General features: G+C 69.3%; 24 protein-coding genes. 10 read left to right on the plus strand and 14 right to left on the minus strand.

The genetic code is table 11. The features are described 5' to 3' along the window. From VG296_RS22980 to VG296_RS23000, 5 genes are all read right to left on the minus strand, one after another. Positions 1-263 (minus strand): alcohol dehydrogenase catalytic domain-containing protein (locus VG296_RS22980; protein ID WP_349259669.1); only part of this gene is annotated, 263 nt, incomplete at its 3' end. Positions 264-347: 84 nt separating this feature from the next. Then, positions 348-968, minus strand: coding sequence for an alpha/beta family hydrolase (locus VG296_RS22985; protein ID WP_325568944.1), 621 nt, complete (start codon positions 966-968; stop codon positions 348-350). Between the two features lie 8 nt (positions 969-976). Then, positions 977-1561, minus strand: a complete 585-nt coding sequence (locus tag VG296_RS22990) for a hypothetical protein (protein WP_325568946.1) — start codon at positions 1559-1561, stop codon at positions 977-979. A gap of 4 nt (positions 1562-1565) precedes the next feature. Further along, a complete protein-coding gene (locus VG296_RS22995; protein ID WP_325568948.1) occupies positions 1566-1988 on the minus strand; it encodes a PPOX class F420-dependent oxidoreductase in 423 nt (140 codons plus the stop codon). An 81-nt stretch (positions 1989-2069) separates the two neighbouring features. Next, entirely contained in the window at positions 2070-2477 is a 408-nt protein-coding gene (locus VG296_RS23000) for a heme-binding protein (protein ID WP_325568951.1), read from the minus strand. Between the two features lie 117 nt (positions 2478-2594). Here VG296_RS23000 and VG296_RS23005 point away from each other — a divergent pair, with 117 nt between their 5' ends. Together VG296_RS23005 and VG296_RS23010 are read left to right on the plus strand one after the other, a co-directional pair. After that, positions 2595-3521, plus strand: a complete 927-nt coding sequence (locus VG296_RS23005; RefSeq protein ID WP_325568953.1) for a LysR family transcriptional regulator — start codon at positions 2595-2597, stop codon at positions 3519-3521. 135 nt (positions 3522-3656) lie between these two features. Continuing rightward, on the plus strand, positions 3657-4343 hold the full coding sequence (locus VG296_RS23010) for a YbhB/YbcL family Raf kinase inhibitor-like protein (protein ID WP_325568955.1): 687 nt from the start codon (positions 3657-3659) through the stop codon (positions 4341-4343). 61 nt (positions 4344-4404) lie between these two features. Here VG296_RS23010 and VG296_RS23015 read toward each other — a convergent pair whose 3' ends face one another. Beyond that, positions 4405-5793: a DHA2 family efflux MFS transporter permease subunit gene (locus VG296_RS23015; RefSeq protein ID WP_325568957.1), complete on the minus strand. Its 1389-nt coding sequence runs from the start codon at positions 5791-5793 to the stop codon at positions 4405-4407. Between the two features lie 161 nt (positions 5794-5954). On the opposite strand from VG296_RS23015, the gene VG296_RS23020 reads away from it, so the two are divergent. The 3 genes from VG296_RS23020 to proS all read left to right on the plus strand — a co-directional run bounded on the left by VG296_RS23020 (position 5955) and on the right by proS (position 8741). Next, positions 5955-6479 (plus strand): helix-turn-helix domain-containing protein, encoded by a 525-nt coding sequence (locus VG296_RS23020; RefSeq protein ID WP_325568959.1) that lies wholly within the window; start codon positions 5955-5957, stop codon positions 6477-6479. 75 nt (positions 6480-6554) lie between these two features. Next, entirely contained in the window at positions 6555-7181 is a 627-nt protein-coding gene (locus VG296_RS23025) for a hypothetical protein (RefSeq protein ID WP_325568961.1), read from the plus strand. A gap of 117 nt (positions 7182-7298) precedes the next feature. Continuing rightward, positions 7299-8741, plus strand: a complete 1443-nt coding sequence (proS, locus tag VG296_RS23030) for a proline--tRNA ligase (protein ID WP_325568963.1) — start codon at positions 7299-7301, stop codon at positions 8739-8741. 75 nt (positions 8742-8816) lie between these two features. Here proS and VG296_RS23035 read toward each other — a convergent pair whose 3' ends face one another. Beyond that, positions 8817-9809, minus strand: a complete 993-nt coding sequence (locus tag VG296_RS23035; protein WP_325568965.1) for an NADPH:quinone oxidoreductase family protein — start codon at positions 9807-9809, stop codon at positions 8817-8819. A 73-nt stretch (positions 9810-9882) separates the two neighbouring features. Next, entirely contained in the window at positions 9883-12093 is a 2211-nt protein-coding gene (locus VG296_RS23040) for an MMPL family transporter (protein ID WP_325568967.1), read from the minus strand. 214 nt (positions 12094-12307) lie between these two features. Between VG296_RS23040 and VG296_RS23045 the strand changes: the two genes are divergently transcribed. After that, on the plus strand, positions 12308-13501 hold the full coding sequence (locus tag VG296_RS23045; RefSeq protein WP_422653136.1) for a sensor histidine kinase: 1194 nt from the start codon (positions 12308-12310) through the stop codon (positions 13499-13501). Between the two features lie 6 nt (positions 13502-13507). Then, positions 13508-14170, plus strand: a complete 663-nt coding sequence (locus VG296_RS23050) for a response regulator transcription factor (protein WP_325568971.1) — start codon at positions 13508-13510, stop codon at positions 14168-14170. A gap of 18 nt (positions 14171-14188) precedes the next feature. On the opposite strand, the gene VG296_RS23055 is transcribed toward VG296_RS23050, so the two are convergent. The 3 genes from VG296_RS23055 to VG296_RS23065 form a co-directional block, all read right to left on the minus strand. Continuing rightward, positions 14189-15982, minus strand: a complete 1794-nt coding sequence (locus tag VG296_RS23055) for an alkaline phosphatase family protein (RefSeq protein ID WP_325568973.1) — start codon at positions 15980-15982, stop codon at positions 14189-14191. Positions 15983-16078: 96 nt separating this feature from the next. Continuing rightward, positions 16079-16702 (minus strand): DUF4291 domain-containing protein, encoded by a 624-nt coding sequence (locus VG296_RS23060; protein ID WP_325568975.1) that lies wholly within the window; start codon positions 16700-16702, stop codon positions 16079-16081. Then, positions 16699-17220, minus strand: a complete 522-nt coding sequence (locus VG296_RS23065) for an O-acetyl-ADP-ribose deacetylase (RefSeq protein WP_325568977.1) — start codon at positions 17218-17220, stop codon at positions 16699-16701. The genes VG296_RS23060 and VG296_RS23065 overlap by 4 nt, the downstream gene beginning before the upstream one ends. Positions 17221-17250: 30 nt before the next feature. Here VG296_RS23065 and dtd point away from each other — a divergent pair, with 30 nt between their 5' ends. From dtd to VG296_RS23080, 3 genes are all read left to right on the plus strand, one after another. After that, positions 17251-17676, plus strand: coding sequence for a D-aminoacyl-tRNA deacylase (gene dtd, locus VG296_RS23070; protein ID WP_325568979.1), 426 nt, complete (start codon positions 17251-17253; stop codon positions 17674-17676). A 21-nt stretch (positions 17677-17697) separates the two neighbouring features. Beyond that, positions 17698-17838, plus strand: coding sequence for a hypothetical protein (locus VG296_RS23075; RefSeq protein ID WP_325568981.1), 141 nt, complete (start codon positions 17698-17700; stop codon positions 17836-17838). Between the two features lie 169 nt (positions 17839-18007). Continuing rightward, positions 18008-18973, plus strand: a complete 966-nt coding sequence (locus VG296_RS23080) for a cytochrome c oxidase assembly protein (protein WP_325568983.1) — start codon at positions 18008-18010, stop codon at positions 18971-18973. A gap of 37 nt (positions 18974-19010) precedes the next feature. On the opposite strand, the gene VG296_RS23085 is transcribed toward VG296_RS23080, so the two are convergent. The 3 genes from VG296_RS23085 to VG296_RS23095 form a co-directional block, all read right to left on the minus strand. After that, complete coding sequence (locus tag VG296_RS23085; RefSeq protein ID WP_325568985.1) at positions 19011-20204, minus strand: hypothetical protein; 1194 nt, start codon at positions 20202-20204, stop codon at positions 19011-19013. Next, a complete protein-coding gene (locus VG296_RS23090; RefSeq protein WP_414641128.1) occupies positions 20201-20764 on the minus strand; it encodes a SigE family RNA polymerase sigma factor in 564 nt (187 codons plus the stop codon). The genes VG296_RS23085 and VG296_RS23090 overlap by 4 nt, the downstream gene beginning before the upstream one ends. Positions 20765-20966: 202 nt before the next feature. Beyond that, a partial coding sequence (locus VG296_RS23095; RefSeq protein WP_325568989.1) for an aspartate-semialdehyde dehydrogenase occupies positions 20967-21618 on the minus strand: 652 nt, incomplete at its 5' end.

Raw genomic sequence — 21618 nt, forward strand, 5'->3', positions numbered from 1 at the left:
TAGTAGACCTCGTCGCCGACCGTGAACAGTTCGACTTGGGCACCGACCGCGACCACGGTGCCGGCGGCGTCCCAGCCGAGGACCTTCGGCGTGCCGCCGGGATCGACGTTCTGCCGGATCTTGTAGTCGACCGGATTGACGGCGATCGCCTCCACCCGGACGAGCAGATCGCGCGGTCCGGGATGAGGAACAGGCAGTTCCACGTCCTCGAGACTTCCGGGATGCTCGATCGGGAGACTCTTGGTGTACGCGACGGCGTGCATGGTCCGCGGGATCTGTTCCATAGGGATGATTCTCCTTCTCGATCTTCCAGGCGGGTGTGTTCAGGGGTGTGTTCAGGGGTGTGTTCAGGCGCGCGTCAGTTGCTGCTCGATCCACTGGGATGTCGCGCGGGTGATGCGGTCCATCGTCGTTGATCGCGGGACGCTGCCGCGGGTGTCGAACGTGTGGTTCGCGTTGGGGATCTCGATGAGTTCGATTTCGGGTGGCAGGGCCGGGAACTGGTCGGGGCGGCCGAAGGGGTCGCGGGTGCCTTGGAGGACGAGGGTGGGTCGGCCGGTGGCGAGCAGTTCTTCGGGGCTACCTGGGCCGAGCAGCGGGTAGGCGAGGGCGAGTACCGCGTGTGCGCCGAGTTGTTCGGCGGTGCGGCAGGCCACTTGTGATCCGGCGCTGCGGCCTCCGGAGATCACGGGGACGCCCAGGTCGGCGGCGATCGGCCATAGTGCCTGCCACACCGCGTCGAGTGAGGCCTCGTCAGAGCCGCTGCGTGTGCGGCTCATGCGGTACGGCTGGGTGACCAGGGCGACGCTGATCCCATGGCGTGGCAGGTCGGCGGCGAGTGCTTGCAGGTCCGCGGCCTCCACTCCGGTGGCCATGCCGTGGCCAAGCAGGGCCACCGCACGCGTCGGTCCATGTGCGGGGTACCAGGTGATTCCCGCTTTGCCGACGGGGGTGGGCACAAGGTCCATTCCATTACTCATTGGCCTGATCCCTTCCGGGTGGCGAGGAAGTGGGCGATGGGTCCGGCCACCCCGTCGTGGCCGGGGACGATGTGGCCGCCGGGGTGTTCGATGATCAGCGGGTTCGCGAACCGGTCGGCCAGGCGCAGCGAGTCCTTTCGGGGGATGATCACGTCGCTGCGGCCGATGACGTGCACGGAGGGGGTGGTGAGCTTGTGCTGCATCATTTCCGTGTGTCGTGGCTGGTCGCTGGTGAAGCCGCCGACCATGACGGCGAAGTCGAAGCGGAACTCGGGCGGGGCGCTTCCACTCTCCTTGACCGCGGTGAGCAGTCCGGTCAGTGCCGCGCCTTGGCTGAAGCCGAAGATCCCGTCGAATCGGGGTCCGCCGCACACGAGCTCGATCGCCCAGTCGCGGGTGCGCTCCCAGCCGTCGAAGCCCTCGTGCCACCAGCCGAAGTCGCCGGTGGCCCGGGAAGGGGCGTCGACGTATACGAGCTCGATGTTCGCGGGCAGGGAGGTGGCCAGCGATTCCATCTGGTCACGCAGGATCGCGCCGCTGCCGTGGTAGCCGTGTAGGCACAGTACGCGTAGATCGGACATGAGGTCACCGCCGCTTCGAGTTGGCTCTGCGTGAGGAGGGATCGGAGTAGACGGCTCGGGTCGGGGTGATTCGGATCACGACCCTGACTTTGTCCGGGCTGTCGAAGGTGTACGGGCCGCCGGTGTAGCGCCGGCTGAGGTCCTGGATCAATTCGCCGCCGCCCTCGGTGGTCGCGGTCGCGGTGCCGTCGATCGTGACGTACGTGTAAGGCTGCTCCTTGGGATGAGCCAGGAGGCTGACGCGCGGATCGTGCTGGATATCGCCGTACTTGACCGTGTCCGTCGTGGTGGACACGAGGAGGTCGTGACCGTCGGTCTTGGCCCATACGACGGTCAGCCGTGCCTGGCCGTCCGGGCCGAGTGTCGCCAGGGTGACGAACTCGGGTGCGTTGATCACCGCGCGCATCTGGTCGGAGAGTGCTGTCATGCCGGGTTCCCTTTTGTTCGGTGGCCGAGGTGGTGGCGCGGACGCGGCGGGAAGCTGATGCCTGCCCGCGCCACCACTGGTTCACAAGGCGGCCTTGACCGCCTCGGCGACCTCGTGGTCCTGGTCGGGGTATCCACCGCCGACACCGACGGCGCCGACGACCGTGCCGTGCGCGTCGGTGAGCGGGACCGCGCCGCCGACGAAGACGACCGGGTCGCCGAAGGCGGAGTCGATGCCGAACATCGGGGCGCCCGGCTGGACGGCGCCGGCCAGGTCGCGAGTCGAGGCCGCGAAGTACACCGAGGTGCGCGCCTTGGCCTGGCTGGAATCCACGCTCGCCAGAGCCGCGCCGTCCATGCGGGAGAGCGCGATCAGTCGTGCGCCGTTGTCGAGGACGGAGATGGTGAACGCGATCCCGAGCTCGGCCGCCTTGGCCTTACCCGCCTCGATCGCCTTCTCGACGCTGTTCAGGGAGATGCTGCCGGACATGAGTTTCGTCTGCCTCCTGATTGACAGCCACCGCTTTGGCGGCTCGGACTTCATCCTGCTGCGGCGGCGATCCATATGTCCAACAGATAGTTCTTCTTGAAGTGATAGATTTCCTGCATGGCAATTTCGCTGCGCCAACTCGAGTACTTCGTCACCGTCGTCGACGAGGGCTCTTTCACCCGGGCCGCCGAACTGCTCTGCGTGAGCCAGCCGGGCCTGTCCCACCAGATCCAGGCCCTGGAGCGTGAGCTCGGCGGGCCGCTGCTCGAGCGCCTGCCGCGAAAGGTCCGGCTCACTCCGGCGGGCCGGACCGCCCTGCCGCACGCCCGGGCGAGCCTGGCCCACGCGCAGCGCGCCTCGAGCGCCGCCCGCCGTGCGTCGGGCGTGGAGACCGGCGAGCTCCACGTGGGCACGCTCTACTCGATCAGCACCGGGGTGCTGCCCGGGGCGCTGCACACCTGGCGGCGCAGCTACCCCGAACTCCAGGTCCACCTCGTCGAGTTCCCGCACACCAACGAGCTGATCGCGGCGATGGAGGCCGGTGGGGCCGACGTCGCGGTCGGCCCCACGCCGCCCGACTGGGACGGACCCTGCCGAATGATCGGCGTCGAAGAGTTCGTCATCGCCGCGGCTCCCGACGCCTTGCCGTATCCCGACGGCTCGCGGGTCCCGATGGTCGACCTCGCGCAGCAGGAGTGGGTGCACTACACCGCGCGCAGCGGCCTGTCCGACATCCTCAACAGCGCCTGCGGGCAAGCCGGCTTCACCCCGAGGCTCTCGGTGCGCACCGAACAGAGCTCGTCCGCACTCAACCTGGCCCGCGCGGGGATCGGTCTCGCGCTGCTGCCCGGCAACGTCATCCCGCGGCGCTTCGACGGCACCCTGCTGCGCCCGGACCCGCCCGTCCTCCGACCCTTGTCCGTCTACACCCGGGTGCGCCCCGACCCGATCACCGCGGCCTTCGTCTCCGCGATCTCCGTCGAAACCCTCGTCACCCCGACCCACATCACCGAACGACTCGGCCCGCTCGCCCACGAGGGCTGAGCCGGAACTGGGCCATGCATTCAGTTTATCGGTAGGATCGAATCCAGTTCTTGGACATATGACACCGCGTCCGGCACGATCCCTCTCAAGCCGCCGTCTGACGGCGATTCGGATCTTGGGGAAGGATCGCGCGAAATGAAGATCAACAAGCTGAGGATCGCCGCTGCCACCGCGGCTCTCTGCCTCGGCGTGGGCGCCGTCTACGCCGTCGGCACCGGGAGTGCGGCCGCCAGCAGCGCGTCGGTCTCGGCCAAGGACCACGACGGCCCGTCGCATCGGCGCGACCTGCCCGACCCGTACGAGTTCCTGCCGAAGGTCCCGGGCTTCACGGCGTACAGCACGACCGTGCGCGACGGGCACGCGCTGCCGCTCGCGCAGTGGTCGGGGATCTTCGGCGTGCCCGGCGGCAAGGACATCTCGCCGGAGCTGTCCTGGTACGGCTTCCCGAAGCAGACCAAGAGCTTCGTGGTCTCGATGTACGACCCGGAGGCGCCGACCCAGGCCGGCTTCTTCCACTGGATCGTCGAGGACATCCCGGCCGGCACCACCAGCCTGCCGGAGAACGCGGGCGCGCTCGGCTCCACCACCCTGCCCGCCGGGGCGATCCAGCTCGAAGGCGACGCCGGCATGGACCGCTACATCGGCGCGGCCCCGCCCGCAGGCTCCGGCATCCACGACTACTACATCACCGTCACCGCTCTCGACGAGCCCAGCACCGGACTCGGCGCGACCACGAGCGGCGCCCTGCTCAACTTCGAGATCGACAGCCACACGATCGCCCGGGCCTCCCTGGTCTTCCCGACCATGGGCCCGGCGAAGTAGCCAGGTCACGTCCCATTGGACTTGCGCTCAGGGCTGAAGGCAGTCCTGGGCGCAAGTCGTCTCAGAGGCATACGGCGATTCCCGCGGCGAGCCCCAGGGCCGCGAACGCCCACCACACGTGGTGGAACGCGTCGACGTACGCCGCGGGACCTGCCGAGGTTTGCACGGCTACGAAGATGCTCACACCGAGGACCGCGCCGAGTTGCCGGAAACTCGCATTGATCGCAGAGCCGACGGCGAACTGCGGCGGGGGCAGCGACTTGGCGGCCGCTCCGGGTTGGATGGGCAGGGTCAGCGCGGCCCCGATGCCGATGAACACCGTGCCCGGCAGCCAGTCGGCGGCCCAGTGCGCGGAACCGCCAGCCTGCACGGCGAGCGCGCCGGATCCCACGCACCACGCCACAGCACCGGCGAGCAGCACGCGCCGGTGGCCGAAGCGCGCGGCCAGCCTTCCGGCGGGCCGGGCTAGCAGGATGACCACGAGCGGGCCGGGCGCGGTGGCCAGCGCGGAGCGTAGCGCGGAGTAATGCCACTCGGTCTGCAGAAAGACGACCCCGCTGAGCAGGAGCCCGAAGAACGCGGTCGCGAAGAGCAGCGTGCCCGCGTTGACGAGCCGGAACTGGCGTTGCTTGAACAGGGCCAAGTCCATCACCGGATTGGCGACTGCCGCGGAGCGCCACAGGAAGACGGGCAGCAGCGCGAATCCGAGTACGAACCCGCCGATCACCCGCGGGTCCGACCAACCCCAGTACGGGCCCTGCAGGAGGGAAAGGCTCAGCAGGGCGGGTATCGCCGCAACCAGGACTGTCCCGACCGGGTCCGGAATCCGGGAGGCGGCGGGCGCGCGCGTCTCCCGCAACACCCGCGAGCCGAAGGCGGCCATACCCACCGCGATCGGAACGTTGATCAGGAAGATCCATCTCCAGGACGCGTACTCGGTGAGCAACGCACCCGCGGTCGGAGCCAACGCCGCGGCCACCGCACCCATCGAACCCCAGGTCCCGACCGCCATCGGGCGTTGCGCGGGCGGGAACTCCTGCAGAATCAACGCAAGCGAACTCGGCACCACCAGTGCTGCGAACACGGCCTGCAACCCGCGCCCGGCAACCAGGACCCCGACATCAGGCGCGGCCGCGCATAGAGCGCTCATCACGGCGAATCCCAGCAGCCCGGCCAGGAAGACCCGCTTGCGCCCGTACCTGTCGGCCACCCAGCCAGATGGAATGAGCAAGGCCGCGAAGACGACGCTGTACGCGTTGAGCACCCACGCCAGGCGTCCGGTCGAGGTGTGCAGACTACCGGCGATCGTCGTGAACGCGATGTTCACGATGGTGGTGTCGAGTGCGACCACGAACATGCCGAGGCTGCCGAGCAGCAGCACACGCTGAGCACCACGACGCTCGGCACTGTCCAGATCGGCCGATCGGGTGGTCGAGCCGACTTCCGACATACATCGTCCCCCTCGCTAGGTGCGGATCTCGATGCCGCGGAACCTACGGAGGTCACTCGGGACGGACAACTCACCTCGCTCCGGGGCGAGCGGAATCTCGCGGCGGCCGCGCTAAAATGCGCAGACCAAGCGGCTCGTCGCGGCGCGGAGCGAGTCCACTTTTGTCACGTGACGATTGCGAGGCGGGGATGGCGGACTGCGAGATCTGCGGCTCGGAACTGGACCAGCGCGGCGGGCGCCCGCGACACACCTGCTCGGCCGCATGCAGGCAGACCGCGTACCGGCGCCGCCGTGGCACGGAACTGGAAGCACTTCGTGCGAATGCCGCATCGGTTCGCCCTGATGCGGCGCCGTCTCCGCTGTCCCCGCCGTCCTGGCTGTCGAACTCTCCGCGGGCGTGCCCGATCACCTCATCGCTGCGGATCCTCGGAGAACGCGGGACGCTCCTGGCGATCAGGGAGATCAACTACGGCGTGCACCGCTTCCAGCAGATCGCCAGGTACTCCGGCCTGTCCCCGGACGTCCTGGCCGACCGGCTGCGCAAGCTGGAAAACGCCGGTGTGATCGAGCGGCGCCAGTACTCCGAGCGGCCACCACGCTACGAGTACCACCTCACCCGCGACGCCGGAGAGGAGCTGCGCCCCGTCCTCCGCGCCCTCGCGGAATGGGGAACTAAATGGGCTTAGATATCGGGAGGGCCCTATGGTTGTCCAAGCGCGTGAAGATCGTCCTGCGCCGGATCGTATTGGAAGGACAGCACGGTGGTGGCGCGTAACGAGCCGTACGACTTGTGCGCTTTTGGGCACGTCCCCCTGAACGAGTCGACGTGGGAACTGGTGCTCTCAGCCGAGGCAGGGCGGGTCTACGTATTCGGCGGCGAAATTCCGTCAAACAGGGTCCTGCCGAACGCTCTAGGGCTTGAGCCGGTCAACATGGCGGCTTACCGTTACGACGAGCAGGGCGCGCTAACTCAACCCAATGACTTTCTTTCGATCGCGACGCAACTGGCCCAGGACGAAGGATGGCTTGCTCACGGGTGGAACTCCGAGTCCGCCGAAGTGTTCATGCGCAAGGCTGATGCGATCATCTGGCTCGACGACGAACGGGCACGCGCGGCTCGGACGGCAGCCCAACTTCGGTCAGAGGACTACGACCTGCTGTGGATGACGGTTCGAGGCGTCAAGCGCGCCATGAAGTGGTGGCGCCTTCGACGCTCACGCGATGGGGAAGGCGCGGGGCATCTTCTCGAGTTCGCCCTCGATACGCAGCCCACTGATCCGATCGGCGCATTTGCGACGATGGTGCTGAGCGAGTTTCCGGAGAAGGTTCTGCGCGTGACTCACGACGAGCAGATCGCGGCACTCAACGCAGTTCGCCCAACTCGCTGATCGTCTCCGGCGGTCGGCGGCACAGATCTCCGAAGCCGGCGTACGCCTCGGTCCAGGCGGCTACGCGGGGAAGCGGGGGTGATTTTTTGGCTTGCGCGGGGTGGATAGTCTGCCGTCATGGCACGTGACGAGCGCGGGGTGACTCCGCAGAGCGAGGACTTCTCCTCCTGGTACAACGAGTTGGTGACCAAGGCTCAGCTGGTCGAGCGCGGGCCGGCGAAGGGGACCATGGTCATCCGACCGTATGGGTACCGGGTCTGGGAGCTGATCCAGGCGGAGCTCGATCGGCGTATCAAGGACACGGGGCACGAGAACGCGTACTTCCCGCTGTTCATCCCGGAGTCGTATCTCAAGCGCGAGGCGGAGCATGTCGAGGGGTTCTCGCCGGAGCTCGCGGTCGTCACGCACGCGGGGGGCAAGGAGCTGGAGGAGCCGCTGATCGTGCGGCCGACCTCGGAGACCGTCGTCGGCGAGATGATGGCCAAGTGGATCTCGTCCTACCGGGACCTTCCGCTGCTGCTCAATCAGTGGGCGAACGTCGTCCGCTGGGAGCTTCGGCCCCGCTTGTTCCTGCGTACCACGGAGTTTCTGTGGCAGGAGGGCCATACGGCGCACGACGGCGCGGCCGACGCGATGCGCGAGACCATGCAGATGCTCGACGTGTACACGGAGGTCGCCCGGGATATCGCCGCGATTCCGGTCGTTCCTGGGGAGAAGACGCCCGGGGAGCGGTTCGCGGGGGCGGTGCAGACCTTCTCCATCGAGGGCATGGTGCGGGACGGCAAGGCTCTGCAGGCCGGTACTTCGCACTATCTGGGCACGAACTTCGCCAAGGCGTTCGGGATCGAGTTCTCCAATGACGCCGGTCGGTTGGAGCTGTGCCACACGACGTCGTGGGGCATGTCCACGCGCATGATCGGCGGGGTCATCATGACGCACGGAGATGACAAGGGTCTGGTTCTCCCGCCGAAGCTGGCGCCTCACCAGGTCGTGATCGTGCCGATCGCGCGCGGCGATCAGGGCGGGGCTGTGCTGGACGCGGTGCGGGCGCTGGCCGCGCGGCTGAAGGACGCCGGGATCCGCGTCCATGTCGACGACCGCCCGCAGGTCTCGCCGGGCTTCAAGTTCAACGAGTGGGAGTTGCGCGGCGTCCCGCTGCGCCTGGAGATCGGCCCGCGCGATCTGGCGGCCGGCACCGCCCTGCTGGCGAAGCGCCTCGGCGACGAGGGCAAGGTCGCGATCAGCCTCGATGACGCGGCGTCGACCCTGGCCGCCGCGTTGGAGGACTTCCAGCAGTTCCTGCTCCGGCGCGCGACCGACTTCCGGGAATCGCGGACGTTCACGGTGGATTCGTGGGCGGAATTCACCGAGGCCGTCTCCATCGGCTGGGCGCGTGCCCTGCACTGCGGGCAGCCGGAATGCGAGAACGAGATCAAGGCGGAGACTGCGGCGACTCCGCGCTGCATTCCCATCGCGGCTCCGGCCGAATCCGGGGACTGCATACGCTGCGGTATGCCGTCGGCCTATGGCAAGCGGGTGCTCTTCGGCCGCGCGTACTGATCAAGAATATGGGTGTGGACGGCGGTTGCGCCGCCGTCCACACTCATGTCCAGGGTGTTCAGTGTGTTCAGGCCGTCATGCGGTGACGCTCACGACGGACTTCCCCGCGTTGGGGGCGCCTTGCTGGGCGATCATGTGGGGTACGTCGTCGAAGTCGTACACGGTGCCGACCGACGTGGTGATCTCGCCCTTCGCGGCCAGGGTGGCCAGGCGCTCCCAGATGGCCGCCTCCGTCTCGGCGTCGTCGTTCGGGATCGCGAGGACGCCGAGCGCGGTGTAGTTGCGCATCAGCATGTCCGTCGCGTCGAGCGGGGCGGGGGTTCCGCTGGCCAGGCCGATGAGCAGGATCCGTCCGTTGCGCGCCAGGGATTCCATCGCCGTCGCGGCCGTCTGACCGCCTACCGGGTCGTAGATCACGTCGATTCCGTGCCCGCCGGTGAGCTCGGCGATCCGCGCCGTCAGGTCCTCGGTGCGGTGGTTGAGCGCGTGGTCCGCGCCATGCCGCAGCGCGAACTCCGTCTTCTCCGCGCTTCCGGCCACCGCGATCACCCGCGCGCCGAGTGCCTTGCCCAGTTGGACGGCGGCGGCACCGGCGCTGCCGGCGGCGCCGAGCACCAGCAGGTGCTGCCCGGGCTCGATCGGGACGCGCTCGACGAGCCCGGCGTACGCGGTGCGGAAACCGATAGGGAACCCGGCGGCCTGCTCGTCGGTCATCCCCTCGGGGATCCGGATGGTGGATTCCTCGCGCAGGTAGGCGAAGTCCGCGTAGCCGCCCCAGCGGGTGAGGAAGTCGGTGATGCCGGTGACCCGGTCGCCGACGCGGAACCGGGAGCCCGCCGGCGCGGCGACGACCTCGCCCGCGGCCTCCTCGCCGAGCCCGAACGGAGGCGCGCCGAGCAGCGGGAAGTGGCCGCTGACCATCATCAGGTCAGGGAAGCCCGCACCCGCGGCACGCACCCGCACCAGGACCTGACCCGGCGACGGCTCGTCCCAGGTCAGTTCCTGCAACTCCGCCGCCTGACCCGGCTCGCCGAACCTCACGACACGCCACGCACGGCCAGTGAACATGACACTCCATCCCTGATGATGTCTGGCGATCTCTGTATCGCTTCGAACTCTACGACGACCGGCTGAACGCGCCTTACCGCGTGCGCCCCGCCCCTTCGGTCTCCTCCTCCGCCTCGACCAGCACCGGCACGTCCTTCCTGGCGTCGGCGCGGCCGGGCCACCAGGCGGCGTGGCCGAGCACCGCGGTGAGCGCGGGGGTGAGGAACATCGCCATGACGAAGGCGGCGATGACGATGCCCGCGGTGATCGCGAAGCCCATCTGGGTGAGCAGCGACTGCCCGGCCAGCATCAGCGAGGCGAACGAACCGGCCAGGATCAGACCGGCCGACGCGATGGTCGGGCCGGCGTGTCGCACCGCCTCGGCCGCCGCCTCGCGCGGTGGCCGCCCCGCTCTTGACTCCTCGCGCAGCCGGGTGATCATCAGGATGTTGTAGTCGGTGCCGAGGGCGACGACGAACATGTACATGATGATCGGCAGCATGAAGATCAGACCATTGCTGTTACTGCCCCGCTGGAACAGCAGCACGGTCGCCCCGAGTGTGGCGGCGAAACCGAGGCCCACCGAGGCCAGCAGGTAGAGCGGGGCGACCACCGACCTCAGCACGAGCGCGAGAATCAGCGCGATGATGACCGCGGCGACCGGGAAGACGACCGAGTAGTCGTGGTTCATCGCCGCCTGGATGTCCACGTAGATCGCGGTGGTGCCGCCGACCAGCGCGGTCGTGCCCGCCGGGGCGGCCTGGTGCGCGGTGGTGCGCAGCGGGCCCTTGACCGTGTTCAGCGCGGCGGACGAGGACGGGTCGTGGGTGAGGAACACCTCGTAGAAGGCGACCGTGTCCGTCGGGTTGGGGATCGCCTGGGAGACGGTGCCGACGCCGGAGACCCCGGCGATGTCACTGCGATAGGCGGCCAGCTCGGTCGCCGAGAGCTTCGTGCTGTTGTCGGACTTCACCAGGACCTCGGTCGGGTTGGTGGCACCGGCCGGCTCACCGCGTTCCAGCTGGGTCTGCCACACCGTCGACTCGGCGGTGGAGCTGGTGGAGCCGGCGGAGAGGTCGAAGCTCGGGTGGAAGCTGAACGCGCCGATGGCAAGCGCCGCCATGGCGATCGCGGCGGCGGCGGCGAAGCGCCCGGGGTGGCGCCCCAGCGTCCGGCCGATCGCGGTGAAGCGCGCGCCCTTCGGTTCCTGCCGCCACGCCTTGGACGGCCAGAACAGCCGCGGGCCGAGCAGCGAGACGATCGCGGGGATCAGGGTGAGTCCGGCCAGCAGGGTGACGGCCACCGCGATGGCCAGCGACGGGCCGAGCGACTTGAACAGGCCGAGGGTGGACAGCGAGAGCGCCAGGAAGGACACGATCACCGCGCCGCCCGCGGAGAAGATGGCCTCGCCGGCCCGGGTGACCGCGGCGGCGACCGCGGGGCGCGAGGCGTCTCCGCCGCGCAGCCGCTCTCGGTAGCGGTACACGAAGAACAGGTAGTAGTCGGTGCCGACGCCGAAGAGCACCACGATCAGCAGGGATGTCACCGAACTGGAGCCCTGCAGGTTGAACGCCTTGCTGGCCAAGGCGATGAGGCCGTCGGCGACCTGGGAGAGCAGGGCGATGGTGATGACGGGCAGCAGCGCGGCGATCGGGCTGCGGAAGATGACCAGCAGCAGCACGATGATCAGCCCGATGGTGCCGACCCCGACGATCAGGCCGGACTTGTCACTGGAGGACTGGGAGTCCAGGGTCTGCGCCGCGGTGCCGGTGATGCCGCCCTTGAGGTCGGTGCCGGACAGGTCCGTCTGCAGCTGGGTGCGCAGCGCCTTGACCGCGTCGGTCTGGTGGGTGTCCTGCGGGTCGGACTCCTTGGGCATCTGCACGCCGATGGTCTGGATCAGCCGGTTTGCGGACGGCTGGCCGACCTGGAGCGCCGTCACGTCGGCGATGCGCGCCTGCTCCAGCTTGGTCGCGACCTGCTGCGCCGCCGCGGAGTCCGCGCTGGTCAGGGCCGAGCCGTCGGTACGCTCCAGCACGATGATCGCGGCCGGGGCCGCGGCCTGCGGGAAGGCGGACGTCTGCAGGTTCGCGGCCTGGATGGACTCGTAGCGGCTGGGCAGGAAGCTCGCCTCGTCGGTGGTGGAGGTCAGCTGCGGCGCGGTGCTGATCACCGCGATGGCGGCGATGATCCAGACCGCGATCACCCGCCACGGATGATTCGCGGCCAACCGGCCGAGAGCCGCGAACACCCCGCGTTCCCCGCCACCGTGTTGCCGCCCGGGCCCCCGCGCGTCTTCCGTCATGATCGTCCCTCTCCTTTTGCCGGATTCGCACCGAGCGTAAGGGCGGATTCGCGGCCGACCGTGGCACCCGCGTGCCGTATTGAGCCAGCCAGGTGGTACCGCGGTGCCACTCCCTCGCCATCCTGGAAGCTGACGACACCCGGCCGTGGCCCTGGTTACGGTTGGGTGATCCCACGGAGAGAAGACCGAGAAAGTAGGCAGGGCGATTAGGCGTCTGCTCGCCGCGTTCCGCGGACATCCTTATCGGCAGGACGTGCTGCTCACCCTGTGCGTGCTGCTGCTCGCCCTCGTGCCGGAATCGGGCAAGCGGCTGGAGCTTTCGCAAATCAGCCCGCTGTTCGTGCTGACTTCGCTCGCCGAGTCGGTGCCGCTGACCTGGCGGCGCAAGGCGCCGGTGCCGGTGTACTACGCGGTGCTCCTCGCCTGCTGGGTGCAGTGGGCCGCGGCGGAGAACTCCGCCAGCAGCATCGGCCTGATGGTCGCTCTCTACACTGTGACCAGGTATCGATCGCAGCGCACGCTGCGCGTGGCCGTGGGCGCGATCGTGCCGGGTCTGATCATTTCCGTGGTCCGCGTGGGGCTGGTCCAGCACCAGGTGCTCGCGTCCCTGCTCTACTTCGCCAGCGCCATCGCGGCGAGCATCGCGATCGGCATGGTGGCCGAGGAGCGCCACGCCCAGATGACCGCGCTGACCGAGCGGGCGGCGCATGCCGAGTTCGAACGGGAGCAGCGGGCCCGGATGGCCGTGCTGGCCGAGCGGGCCAGGTTCTCCCGGGAGATGCACGACATCGTCGGCCACACCCTCGCCGTGATCACCGGATTGTCCGACGGCGGTGTACGCCAGGTCGAGGCGAATCCCGAGCGGGGCAGGCAGGCGCTCGAGCTGATCGGTGAGACGAGCCGCCACGCGCTCGCCGATCTGCGCCGCACGCTCGGGGCACTACGTGAGCGCCCGCTCGATGACGGCATCGAGGGAATCGGCTCCGAGAGCCTCGCACCGCAGCCGGGTGTCGACGACATCGCGGAGTTGCTCGAGCGCACCCGTGCCGCCGGACCGCGCGTGTCCTACGGGGCGAAGGGCCGTTTCGACGGGCTCCCGCGCAGCGTTCAGCTGGCGATCTACCGCATCGTGCAGGAATCGCTGACCAACAGCCTCAAGCACGCCGGGCCCGACACGAGCGTGCAGGTCGCGATCGACGCCGACGCGGAGGCCCTGCTCGTGAGCGTGTCCGACACCGGCCCTGAGCACCAGACGACCCCCGCGGCCGCGAGTCCCCCGGGACAGGGCCTGACCGGGGTCCGCGAACGCGCGGCCCTGGCCGGAGGCCGCGCCGAGGCCGGGCCGAACCGCCTCGGCGGGTGGACCGTGACCGCCCAGTTCCCCCTTCAAGCGTCCGAGGAGCCGTGAGCCGGGATGACCAGTGTCCTGATCGTCGACGATCAGCCCCTGCAGCGCATGGGATTCCGCATGGTACTCGAGAGCGAACCCGGACTCAGTGTCGTGGGAGAGGCCGAGAACGGGATCGACGCCGTGCGCCGTACCGCGGACCTGTCGCCGGACGTGGTCCTCATGGACATCCGCATGCCGGGCATGGACGGGATCGAGGCGACCCGGCGGATCACCGACACCGGCGGGCGCTCCCGCATCCTCGTGCTCACCACGTTCGACCTCGACGAATACGTGTACGCCGCGCTACGTGCCGGAGCCAGCGGATTCCTGCTGAAGGACGCGCGCCCGGACGAACTGCTCGCCGGGATCCGCGCCGTGGCGGTCGGTGACGCGGTGGTGGCCCCCGCGCTCACCCGCAGGCTGCTGCATGCCTTCACCAAGGCGATGCCCACCGCCGACCGCGCGACCGCGGACCCGCGACTTCGTGCGCTGACGGAACGCGAGCTGGAGGTCCTGCGCGCAGTGGCCAACGGAATGACCAACAGCGAGATCGCGCAGGAACTCCAGCTCTCCGAATCCACGGTCAAGACACACGTCAGTCGCGCGTTCGCGAAGATCGGCGCACGGGACCGTGTCCAGGCCGTCATCATCGCCTACGACGTCGGCCTCGTAGGCCCGCGCGGCTGACGACCCACTGGATCCGTCCTACTGGATCGTGATGTCCGTCGGACCGGCGAGCACGTTGTAGCCGTTGTCGTACAGGTACCAGAGCGCGTACGTACCGGCCGCGGGCAACGAACTCGCCGGGAACGCGGCGGTGCCGGAGGTACCGGCGGCCCATTCCCACGCGCTGGCGGACTGCGAGCCGGGAACCACGCCGACCGGGTAGAGCCCGACCCAGTTCTCCGAGCTCGCGGTGGTCGACGTGGTCTGATACGTCACGGTGAGCGCCTGGCCGGCCGCGACGGTCGTCGTGTTCGGCACGGCGGTGCTGGGCGCGGACGACGAACCCCCACCGGTGAACGCGTCGTTGAGCGGCGTCGCGTACTCGTCGTTCGCGTTCAGCGGGGCGATGCCGAGCGCCTGCTCGATCGTGCGACCGGTGCTGTAGTGGTCGTAGCGCGAGTTGCTGACCGTGCCGGCCGGGACAGTGCCCTGCGAACCGAGGACCAGGGTGGCGACGTGGTTGCCGGGCTCGGTCTCGTCCTCGTCCCAGGTGATGACGAGCAGCGACTTCTGCGTGGTCCACGCCGGAGAGGTCAGGATCGGCGCGACGGTCTGCTTGAGCCAGCCGTCCTGCGTCTTGAGGCTGGTGGCCGAGCCGTTGCCTGAGGCCTCGCCGTCGTAGTAGTCGTCGGCGGCGATCCAGGAGAAGTTCGGCGTGGTCGAGGCGCTGGCCAGGTCGGTCGTCAGCTGGCTGGTGTCGAACAGGTGCGCCTGGCAGTAAGAGGCGTTGCCGGACACGTCGGTGTAGTTGATGAACGGGGCGTCATCGGGCTCGTAGTACGAGTCGTACTTCGTCGTGGTGTTGCACGGCGTGCCCATGCCCTGCTCGTACGCCTTCCAGCTCTCGCCGTCGGCCACGAGTTCGTCCCCGATGTTCTTGTTCGGGTCCTTGATGTTCGGCCAGTACGTGGCGCCGTTCGCGTAGGTGTCGGCGCCCGCGACGGCCAGGTAGTTCTCGTCGCTCGGATGGTAGACGGCGTGGTAGTTCGCCATCGTCGAGCCTTCGGACATCAGAGTATGCAGATACGGCGTGTCCGAGGGGTTGTTGACGACCTCGTTGTAGTCAGTGTTCTCCATCATGATCATGAACACGTGGCTGTAGCCGGGCACCGAGGAAGCCGGAGGCGTGAGGGTCGGCGCGGTCACCGGCGTGTTGAGCGTGAGCGAGAGATGCTCGGCGTAGCCGGCCTCACTGGAGCTGTCGACGAACGCGAGCTGCACCAGGATCGAGCGCGTGCCGGCGGGTACGGCGCCGGTGGCCGAGCGCGCGAGGAACTCCGTCTTCCCGCCGCGATCGGACTCACTGACCGTCGGGAGCGAGGCCGAGGAGCCGACCTGTGCGCCGGAAGCGTTCAGGAACGTGACGGACAGCTGCGTGTATCCGGCGTACGTGGTCCAACCGCCGAGCCAGCCGGACAGGTTGTAGCTCACGCCCCCCGCGTCGATCGCGGAGGCGGCCGACGCGACGTTCACCGTCTGCTCGATGGACCCGTCGCCCTGGTTGCCGGGCGCGTAGAAGGCGGAGTCCGGGGTGCCGGAGGGGTAGCCGAAGCTGCCGACGGAGGAGCACATGATGTCGGGGCTGCCGGAGACGACCTGCCAGCCGGGCACGGTGGTGGCGGCGGTCCAGTCGGAGGTGCAGTATCCGGCGTTCGCGTCGCCGTCGACGATGAGGTTGCCGCTCGTCGTAGCGGCGAGCGCGGTGGGAGCGCACACAAGCACCGCGACCAGCAATGCGAGCGTGCCGATCACTGCAGACCAGGAGCGTTTCACGGTAGTGGGTCTCCTCGCTGAGGCCAAAGTTGTCCATACAACTATCGGCTCGCGGGGTTTCCGTGCGGCGAACGTCGGCCTACTGCCGAACGTCTTTCATGAATCGGTTGTCATCCCGATACGCACGGCGACGGCGTCGCGGACCGGGTAAGGGCGCTCGGCGGGCAGCAGCTTCGCCGCGGCCTCCGGTCCGTGCGCCGCGAGCTCGCCGTGCACGCGCTGGGCGAGGTCGGTGACGTCGTCGATTCCCGCGATCCACTCGTCACAGTACTTTGCGACGGAGGCGCCGCCCAGCCCGATCTGGATCGAACGATGGCCGAGCGGATTGAAACGCAGGTCGCGCTCCGGGTCCCACTGAACGCGCACGGGCTCGACCAGGGAGGCGCGCCAGGCGTCGTGGTCGGCGTGCAGTTCGGCGTCGAAGTGCGCGAAAGCGCTGTGGGCCAGGGCCCATTCGAAGCCCTCGCGGGAGATCCGGATCGCCAGCACGCGTTCCTGGCCCGGCTTCGCGGCCCAGCCGCAGCGGTACATCATCCAGCGGAACGACGGCTTGATCCACGTCATGCGCTCCCGCTTGAATTCCTTGCCGAAGCGGCCCGTCGCCGCCGCGGGCCTGGCGATCGAGGGACCGTAGGCCTGGTAGACGGTGATCGTCGTGTCGTCGTACCAGGCCCTTATCTGCCGGTTGGGTACGGACGTGGGTATGGAGGATTCAGTCATCGGTCCAAGCGTGTCTTGAAGTAGTTGTAGGCGTCCGCGCCGAACAGCACGAAACGCACCTCGCGGACGACTGCGCACTCGGTCTCGCGGACGGTGCCGATGGCGATGCGCGCGGCGTCCTGCAGCGGCCAGCCGAAGATGCCCGTGGAGATCGCCGGGAAGGCGACCGTGTGCGCGCCGAGTTCGTCGGCGACTCGCAGGGAATTGCGATGGCACGCGGCGAGCAGCTCCGAGCGGTCCTCGGTGGTCGAGTAGACCGGTCCGACGGTGTGGATGACCCAGCGCGCGGGGAGCCTGCCCGCACTCGTCGCGACGGCTTGGCCGGTGGGCAGGCCCTTGCCGTAGTGCGAGGCTCTGAGCGCCCGGCACTCCTGCAGGATCTGCGGGCCGCCGGCGCGGTGGATCGCCCCGTCCACGCCGCCCCCGCCGAGCAGCGAGGAGTTCGCCGCGTTGACGATCGCGTCGGCGGCGACCTTCGTGATGTCGCCTTCCTGCAGCGTGATCCGCGGAATCGGCATGGTCTCAAGCCTATGGGATCATCGATCCTCGTGAAGGCGGTTATTCAGCGGGCGGCTGAGGCGAGTGTGCGGGTGGACGGCGTGACGGTCGGCGAGATCGACGCGCCGGGACTGTGCGTGCTGGTGGGCGTGACGCACACGGACACGGAGGCCACCGCGCGGCGGCTGGCGGAGAAGCTCTGGACGCTGCGCATCCTGGCGGACGAGAAATCCTGCGCCGACCTCGGAGCACCGCTGCTGCTGGTCTCGCAGTTCACGCTCTACGGCGACGCGCGGAAGGGGCGGCGGCCGTCGTGGACCGCGGCGGCTCCGGGTCCGGTGGCCGAGCCGCTGTTCGACGAAGTCGTGTCGGCGCTGCGCGGGCTCGGGGCCACGGTCGCGACCGGCGTGTTCGGGGCCGATATGAAGGTGCGGCTGGTCAACGACGGTCCCTTCACCGTGCTGCTCGATGTCTGATCACGTGCCTAGGATCGCGGCATGACGACGCCGATCTTCAGCCAGTTCCGCGCGAACGGCACGGAAAGCGTTGCGGCGCCGGTGGACCAGGCCGCGTGGGGGCTGCGTGTCGCACATATGCGGGCGCCGGAGGGCACGCTCGTCGAGTTCTGCGCGTACTGACCCCCGCCTCCGCGACGCCGACCCGCGCGGGGTACCGTGCTGAGGCGAGGAACTGGAACGTAACCGGGCTTTCCGGGCGGGCGCGGACAGGAGGGCGAGGACCATGGTGCTGGCCGAAGCTGCTGGACGGTGTCTGAGTCAAGGGTGCGGCCCGGCCTCCCCGCTGCATATGAACGACGTGTTCACGGCGTGGAAGTTCGACCCGGCGATGCTCGCCGTGCTGCTGCTCGGGGTCGTGGGCTACGTCCTCGGCGTACGCCGCTACGAGCGCGAGGTGGGCCGGTGGCCGCTGGCCCGCAAGGTCTGCTTCGGCACGGCGGCGGTCCTGTTCACGCTAGCCACGATGTCCTTCATCGGCTCCTACGAGAAGGTGCTGTTCTGGGACCGCGCGCTGCAGAACGCGCTGCTGCTGATGACCACGCCGCTGTTCTTCGCGTGCAGCGCCCCGCTCACGCTGCTGACCACGGGTGAGAGCCGCGGCGCACAGCTCACGCGCCGGATCATCGCGTCGAAGCCCCTGCGGTTCCTCACGTTCCCGGCCGTCGTCTCGCTGATCCTGCTGGCCACGCCGTACGCGCTCTATTTCACCAGCTGGTACCTGACGTCGCTGACCAACGGCTTCGTCGACGAGACGCTGCACCTGGAACTGTTCGCGATCGGCTTCCTCTACTTCTGGAGCCGCATCCAGCTCGACCCGGTGCCGAAGAAGTTCTCGCACATGATCTCGGTGTGGATCAGCTTCGTCGAGGGCATCGGCGACGCGGGCGTGGCGATGATCCTCTGGCTGGGCGGCGGCCTCGTCGCGGGCAGCTACTACGCGTCTCTCAGCACCCTGCCGCACGACGTGCTCTACGCGCCGCTGCGGCTCGGCGCGACCTCGGGACTTGCCTGGAACCAGGCGTTCGGCGGCGCGGTGTTCTGGATCGTCGGCGACATCACCAGCATCCCGCTGCTCGCGGCGCTCTGGCGGGCGCTGCGCAAGGACGAGACGGCCGTCGAGGACGCGGCGCAGGACGGGCTCGAGGTCGTCGAGGTCGAATACGCGCCGGGGGACGGCTCCGCCCAGGAACGTTTCCGTCCCTGGTGGGAGACCGACCCCGAGCTGTCCGCGCGCTTCGGCGGCAGCGGCGAGTAAGGCCGCGAGCAACACCCCTGGCGCGGCGCGAGCCGCGTCAGGACGCGGACGGAATCGCTGTCGCGTTCGCCCCGTTGGTCGGCGCCGAACTCGTCGTCGCGTCACCACCGTTGTCGCTTCCGCTGCTCGCCGCGGAACCGCTGCCCGAGGTGGTCGGCGACGTGGCGCCGGTGCTCGGAGTGCTGGACGTGGGCGGCTGCGTGGTCGGCGCCTGGGTCGTCGGCGGGGCCGGGGTCGTGGACGCCTGCGCGGTCGGCGAGGCCGGCGGCTGCGGCAGCGGGTATGTGCCCTGGCCGTAGACGTCCGTGACGTAGACCGTCGCGCCGCACGCGGCCTCGAGGTCCACCGGCGCGGTCGGCGTGACGCCGGCGACCAGGTAGCTCAGCGAGTACGCGCTCTCCGGGCTCTTGCTCGATCCGGCCGACGGGACGGACGACCCGCCGCCGGTTCTCGCGGCCCCGGACGGGGAAGCCCCGGCCGGACACGCGTCCTGCGCCCAGGCGAACTGGAGGTCGTAGCCCTGGCCCGCCTGCAGTTTCAGTACCGCGCCCCAGGTCGCGACGCTCGGCAGTTGCGAGCCGTCGGAGGGCTCGTGCCGCAGGATCACCACCGAGCTCACGGCCGTGCCGGCCACGTTCTCCACCTGGAGCACCGGCGGGCCGGCCACCGCGCACGTCGTGTTCGCCACCGCTTCCACGTGCCCGTACGAGACGCCGTTGATCACCGAGTCCACGGTCGCGGTCGTCTTCAGGTCCGTCGCCGTGCACTGCGGAATGCCGGCCGAGGCGAGCGCCGAGGGCGACGCGGTCGGCAGCACCGGGCCGATCGCGGGACCCTTCTTGCCGGCCACGGCGGCGGGCGGACGCACCGTGCGCACCTGGCCGGAACCGCCGGCGTGCGGCGTCGGGGACGGCGCGCCGCTGCTGTTCGAATCGCCGCCGAGGCCGACGACGCCGGTGAGCACCGGCACGATGTCGAACTTGCTGCCGGTGACCGCGCCGACGACCATCGCGAGCATCAGCACCCCGGCGCTGCTCGCCGCCACCGTCCGCCTGCGCCGCCGCGCCTTGGCCCGCTTGCGGATCCGGGTCAGCCCGGCCCGCGGCGGGCCGCCCGCGCCGATCGCCGCGACGGACCGCTGCAGCGCGGCCGCCAGATCCTGCGGGTCGAGCCCGGGCGACTCCGCGGAGCCGCGGGACGAGCCGTGCCGGCCTGCGCGCTCCTCGCTCATCGCTGCTCCTCCAACCGGACCCGCAGGGCGTCGATGCCCCGCGAGCCGTACGCCTTGACCGAACCGATCGACAGGCCGAGGGCGGTGGCGACCTGAGCCTCCGTCATATCGGAGAAATAGCGCAGCACCAGCACCTCGCGCTGCCGCCGCTGCAGCCCGCGCAAGGCCTGGATCAGGGCGTCCTTCTCAAGGAGCGCGTACGCGCCCTCCTCCGCGCTCGCGGCGTCCGGCATCGGCTTGGGCAGCAGCTTGAGGCCGAGCAGCCGGCGGCGCAGCGCGGACCTGGACAGGTTGACGACGGTCTGCCGCAGGTAGGCGAGCAGCTTATCGGCCTCGCGCACCCGGGCGCGGGCCGCGTGCACCCGGATGAAGGCCTCCTGCACCACGTCCTCGCACGAGGCCGTGTCGTCCAGCAGCAGCGCGGCCAGACGCAACAGCGAGCTGTAGTGGCGCTGATAGGTCTCGGTCAACAGGTCGGTCGTCACATCGACGTCAGTCGCCACCGCACCTCCCGTCGAGGCCGGGCGCGGCCGATGTACGAGCGGCGGCTTCAGGCACAGCCCCTCGGGCGCTGACAGAGTCACGACAGTTAGACAAGGGAAACCCACCGACCGTTGTACCCCGTTCGAGTGTTTCCTTGCATCAACCGTCGGGGCGCACTCACGAGCCTCAAGAATGCCACTCGGACCAGTCCCGGAGCGCTGATTCATAGGAAAAACCCCCTCAGGAGTGAACCGGAGGGGGTTTTCCACGAGTGCGCCGTCAGGCCGCGGTCAGCTCGGCGGCGATCAGTTCGGCGATCTGCGCGGTGTTCAGCGCGGCGCCCTTGCGCAGGTTGTCCCCGCACACGAACAGCTCGAGCTCGTCGGGCTCGTCCAGCGACTGGCGGATCCGGCCGACCCAGGTGGGGTCGGTGCCGACCACGTCGTTCGGCGTGGGGAACTCGCCGTTCGCCGGGTCGTCGCACAGCACTATGCCGGGCGCGTCGCGCAGCACGCTGTGCGCCTGCTTGACGGTGACCTCGCGCTCGAAGGTCGCGTGCACCACGAGCGAGTGCGTGGTGAGCACCGGGACGCGCACGCAGGTGGCCGAGACCTTCAGGTTCGGCAGGCCGAGGATCTTGCGCGACTCGTTGCGCACCTTCAGTTCCTCGGAGGACCAGCCGTCGTCCTTGAGCGATCCGGCCCACGGCACCACGTTCAGCGCCAGCGGGGCCGGGAACGGCCCGAGGTCGCCGACGGCGCGGCGCAGGTCGCCGGGCTGGGTGCCGAGCCCCGGCGTCGCGGCCACCTTCGCCAACTGCTCGCGCAGGGTGTCCACGCCGGGCTGGCCGGCGCCGGACGCGGCCTGGTACGAGGCGACGACCAGCTTGGTCAGCCCGTACTCTGCGTGCAGCGCGCCCATCGCGACGATC

Origin of the sequence: Actinospica sp. (assembly GCF_035552695.1) — a bacterium.
Classification (GTDB): Bacteria; Actinomycetota; Actinomycetes; order Streptomycetales; family Catenulisporaceae; genus Actinospica.

Bases quoted from the DNA above. Each gene is read 5' to 3' on its own strand.
- VG296_RS22985 (WP_325568944.1), bottom strand. From the start codon at position 968: ATGGACCTTGTGCCCACCCCCGTCGGCAAAGCGGGAATCACCTGGTAC.
- VG296_RS22990 (WP_325568946.1), bottom strand. From the start codon at position 1,561: ATGTCCGATCTACGCGTACTGTGCCTACACGGCTACCACGGCAGCGGC.
- VG296_RS22995 (WP_325568948.1), bottom strand. From the start codon at position 1,988: ATGACAGCACTCTCCGACCAGATGCGCGCGGTGATCAACGCACCCGAG.
- VG296_RS23000 (WP_325568951.1), bottom strand. From the start codon at position 2,477: ATGTCCGGCAGCATCTCCCTGAACAGCGTCGAGAAGGCGATCGAGGCG.
- VG296_RS23005 (WP_325568953.1), top strand. From the start codon at position 2,595: ATGGCAATTTCGCTGCGCCAACTCGAGTACTTCGTCACCGTCGTCGAC.
- VG296_RS23010 (WP_325568955.1), top strand. From the start codon at position 3,657: ATGAAGATCAACAAGCTGAGGATCGCCGCTGCCACCGCGGCTCTCTGC.
- VG296_RS23015 (WP_325568957.1), bottom strand. From the start codon at position 5,793: ATGTCGGAAGTCGGCTCGACCACCCGATCGGCCGATCTGGACAGTGCC.
- proS (WP_325568963.1), top strand. From the start codon at position 7,299: ATGGCACGTGACGAGCGCGGGGTGACTCCGCAGAGCGAGGACTTCTCC.
- VG296_RS23035 (WP_325568965.1), bottom strand. From the start codon at position 9,809: ATGTTCACTGGCCGTGCGTGGCGTGTCGTGAGGTTCGGCGAGCCGGGT.
- VG296_RS23040 (WP_325568967.1), bottom strand. From the start codon at position 12,093: ATGACGGAAGACGCGCGGGGGCCCGGGCGGCAACACGGTGGCGGGGAA.
- VG296_RS23050 (WP_325568971.1), top strand. From the start codon at position 13,508: ATGACCAGTGTCCTGATCGTCGACGATCAGCCCCTGCAGCGCATGGGA.
- VG296_RS23060 (WP_325568975.1), bottom strand. From the start codon at position 16,702: ATGACTGAATCCTCCATACCCACGTCCGTACCCAACCGGCAGATAAGG.
- VG296_RS23065 (WP_325568977.1), bottom strand. From the start codon at position 17,220: ATGCCGATTCCGCGGATCACGCTGCAGGAAGGCGACATCACGAAGGTC.
- VG296_RS23075 (WP_325568981.1), top strand. From the start codon at position 17,698: ATGACGACGCCGATCTTCAGCCAGTTCCGCGCGAACGGCACGGAAAGC.
- VG296_RS23080 (WP_325568983.1), top strand. From the start codon at position 18,008: ATGAACGACGTGTTCACGGCGTGGAAGTTCGACCCGGCGATGCTCGCC.
- VG296_RS23085 (WP_325568985.1), bottom strand. From the start codon at position 20,204: ATGAGCGAGGAGCGCGCAGGCCGGCACGGCTCGTCCCGCGGCTCCGCG.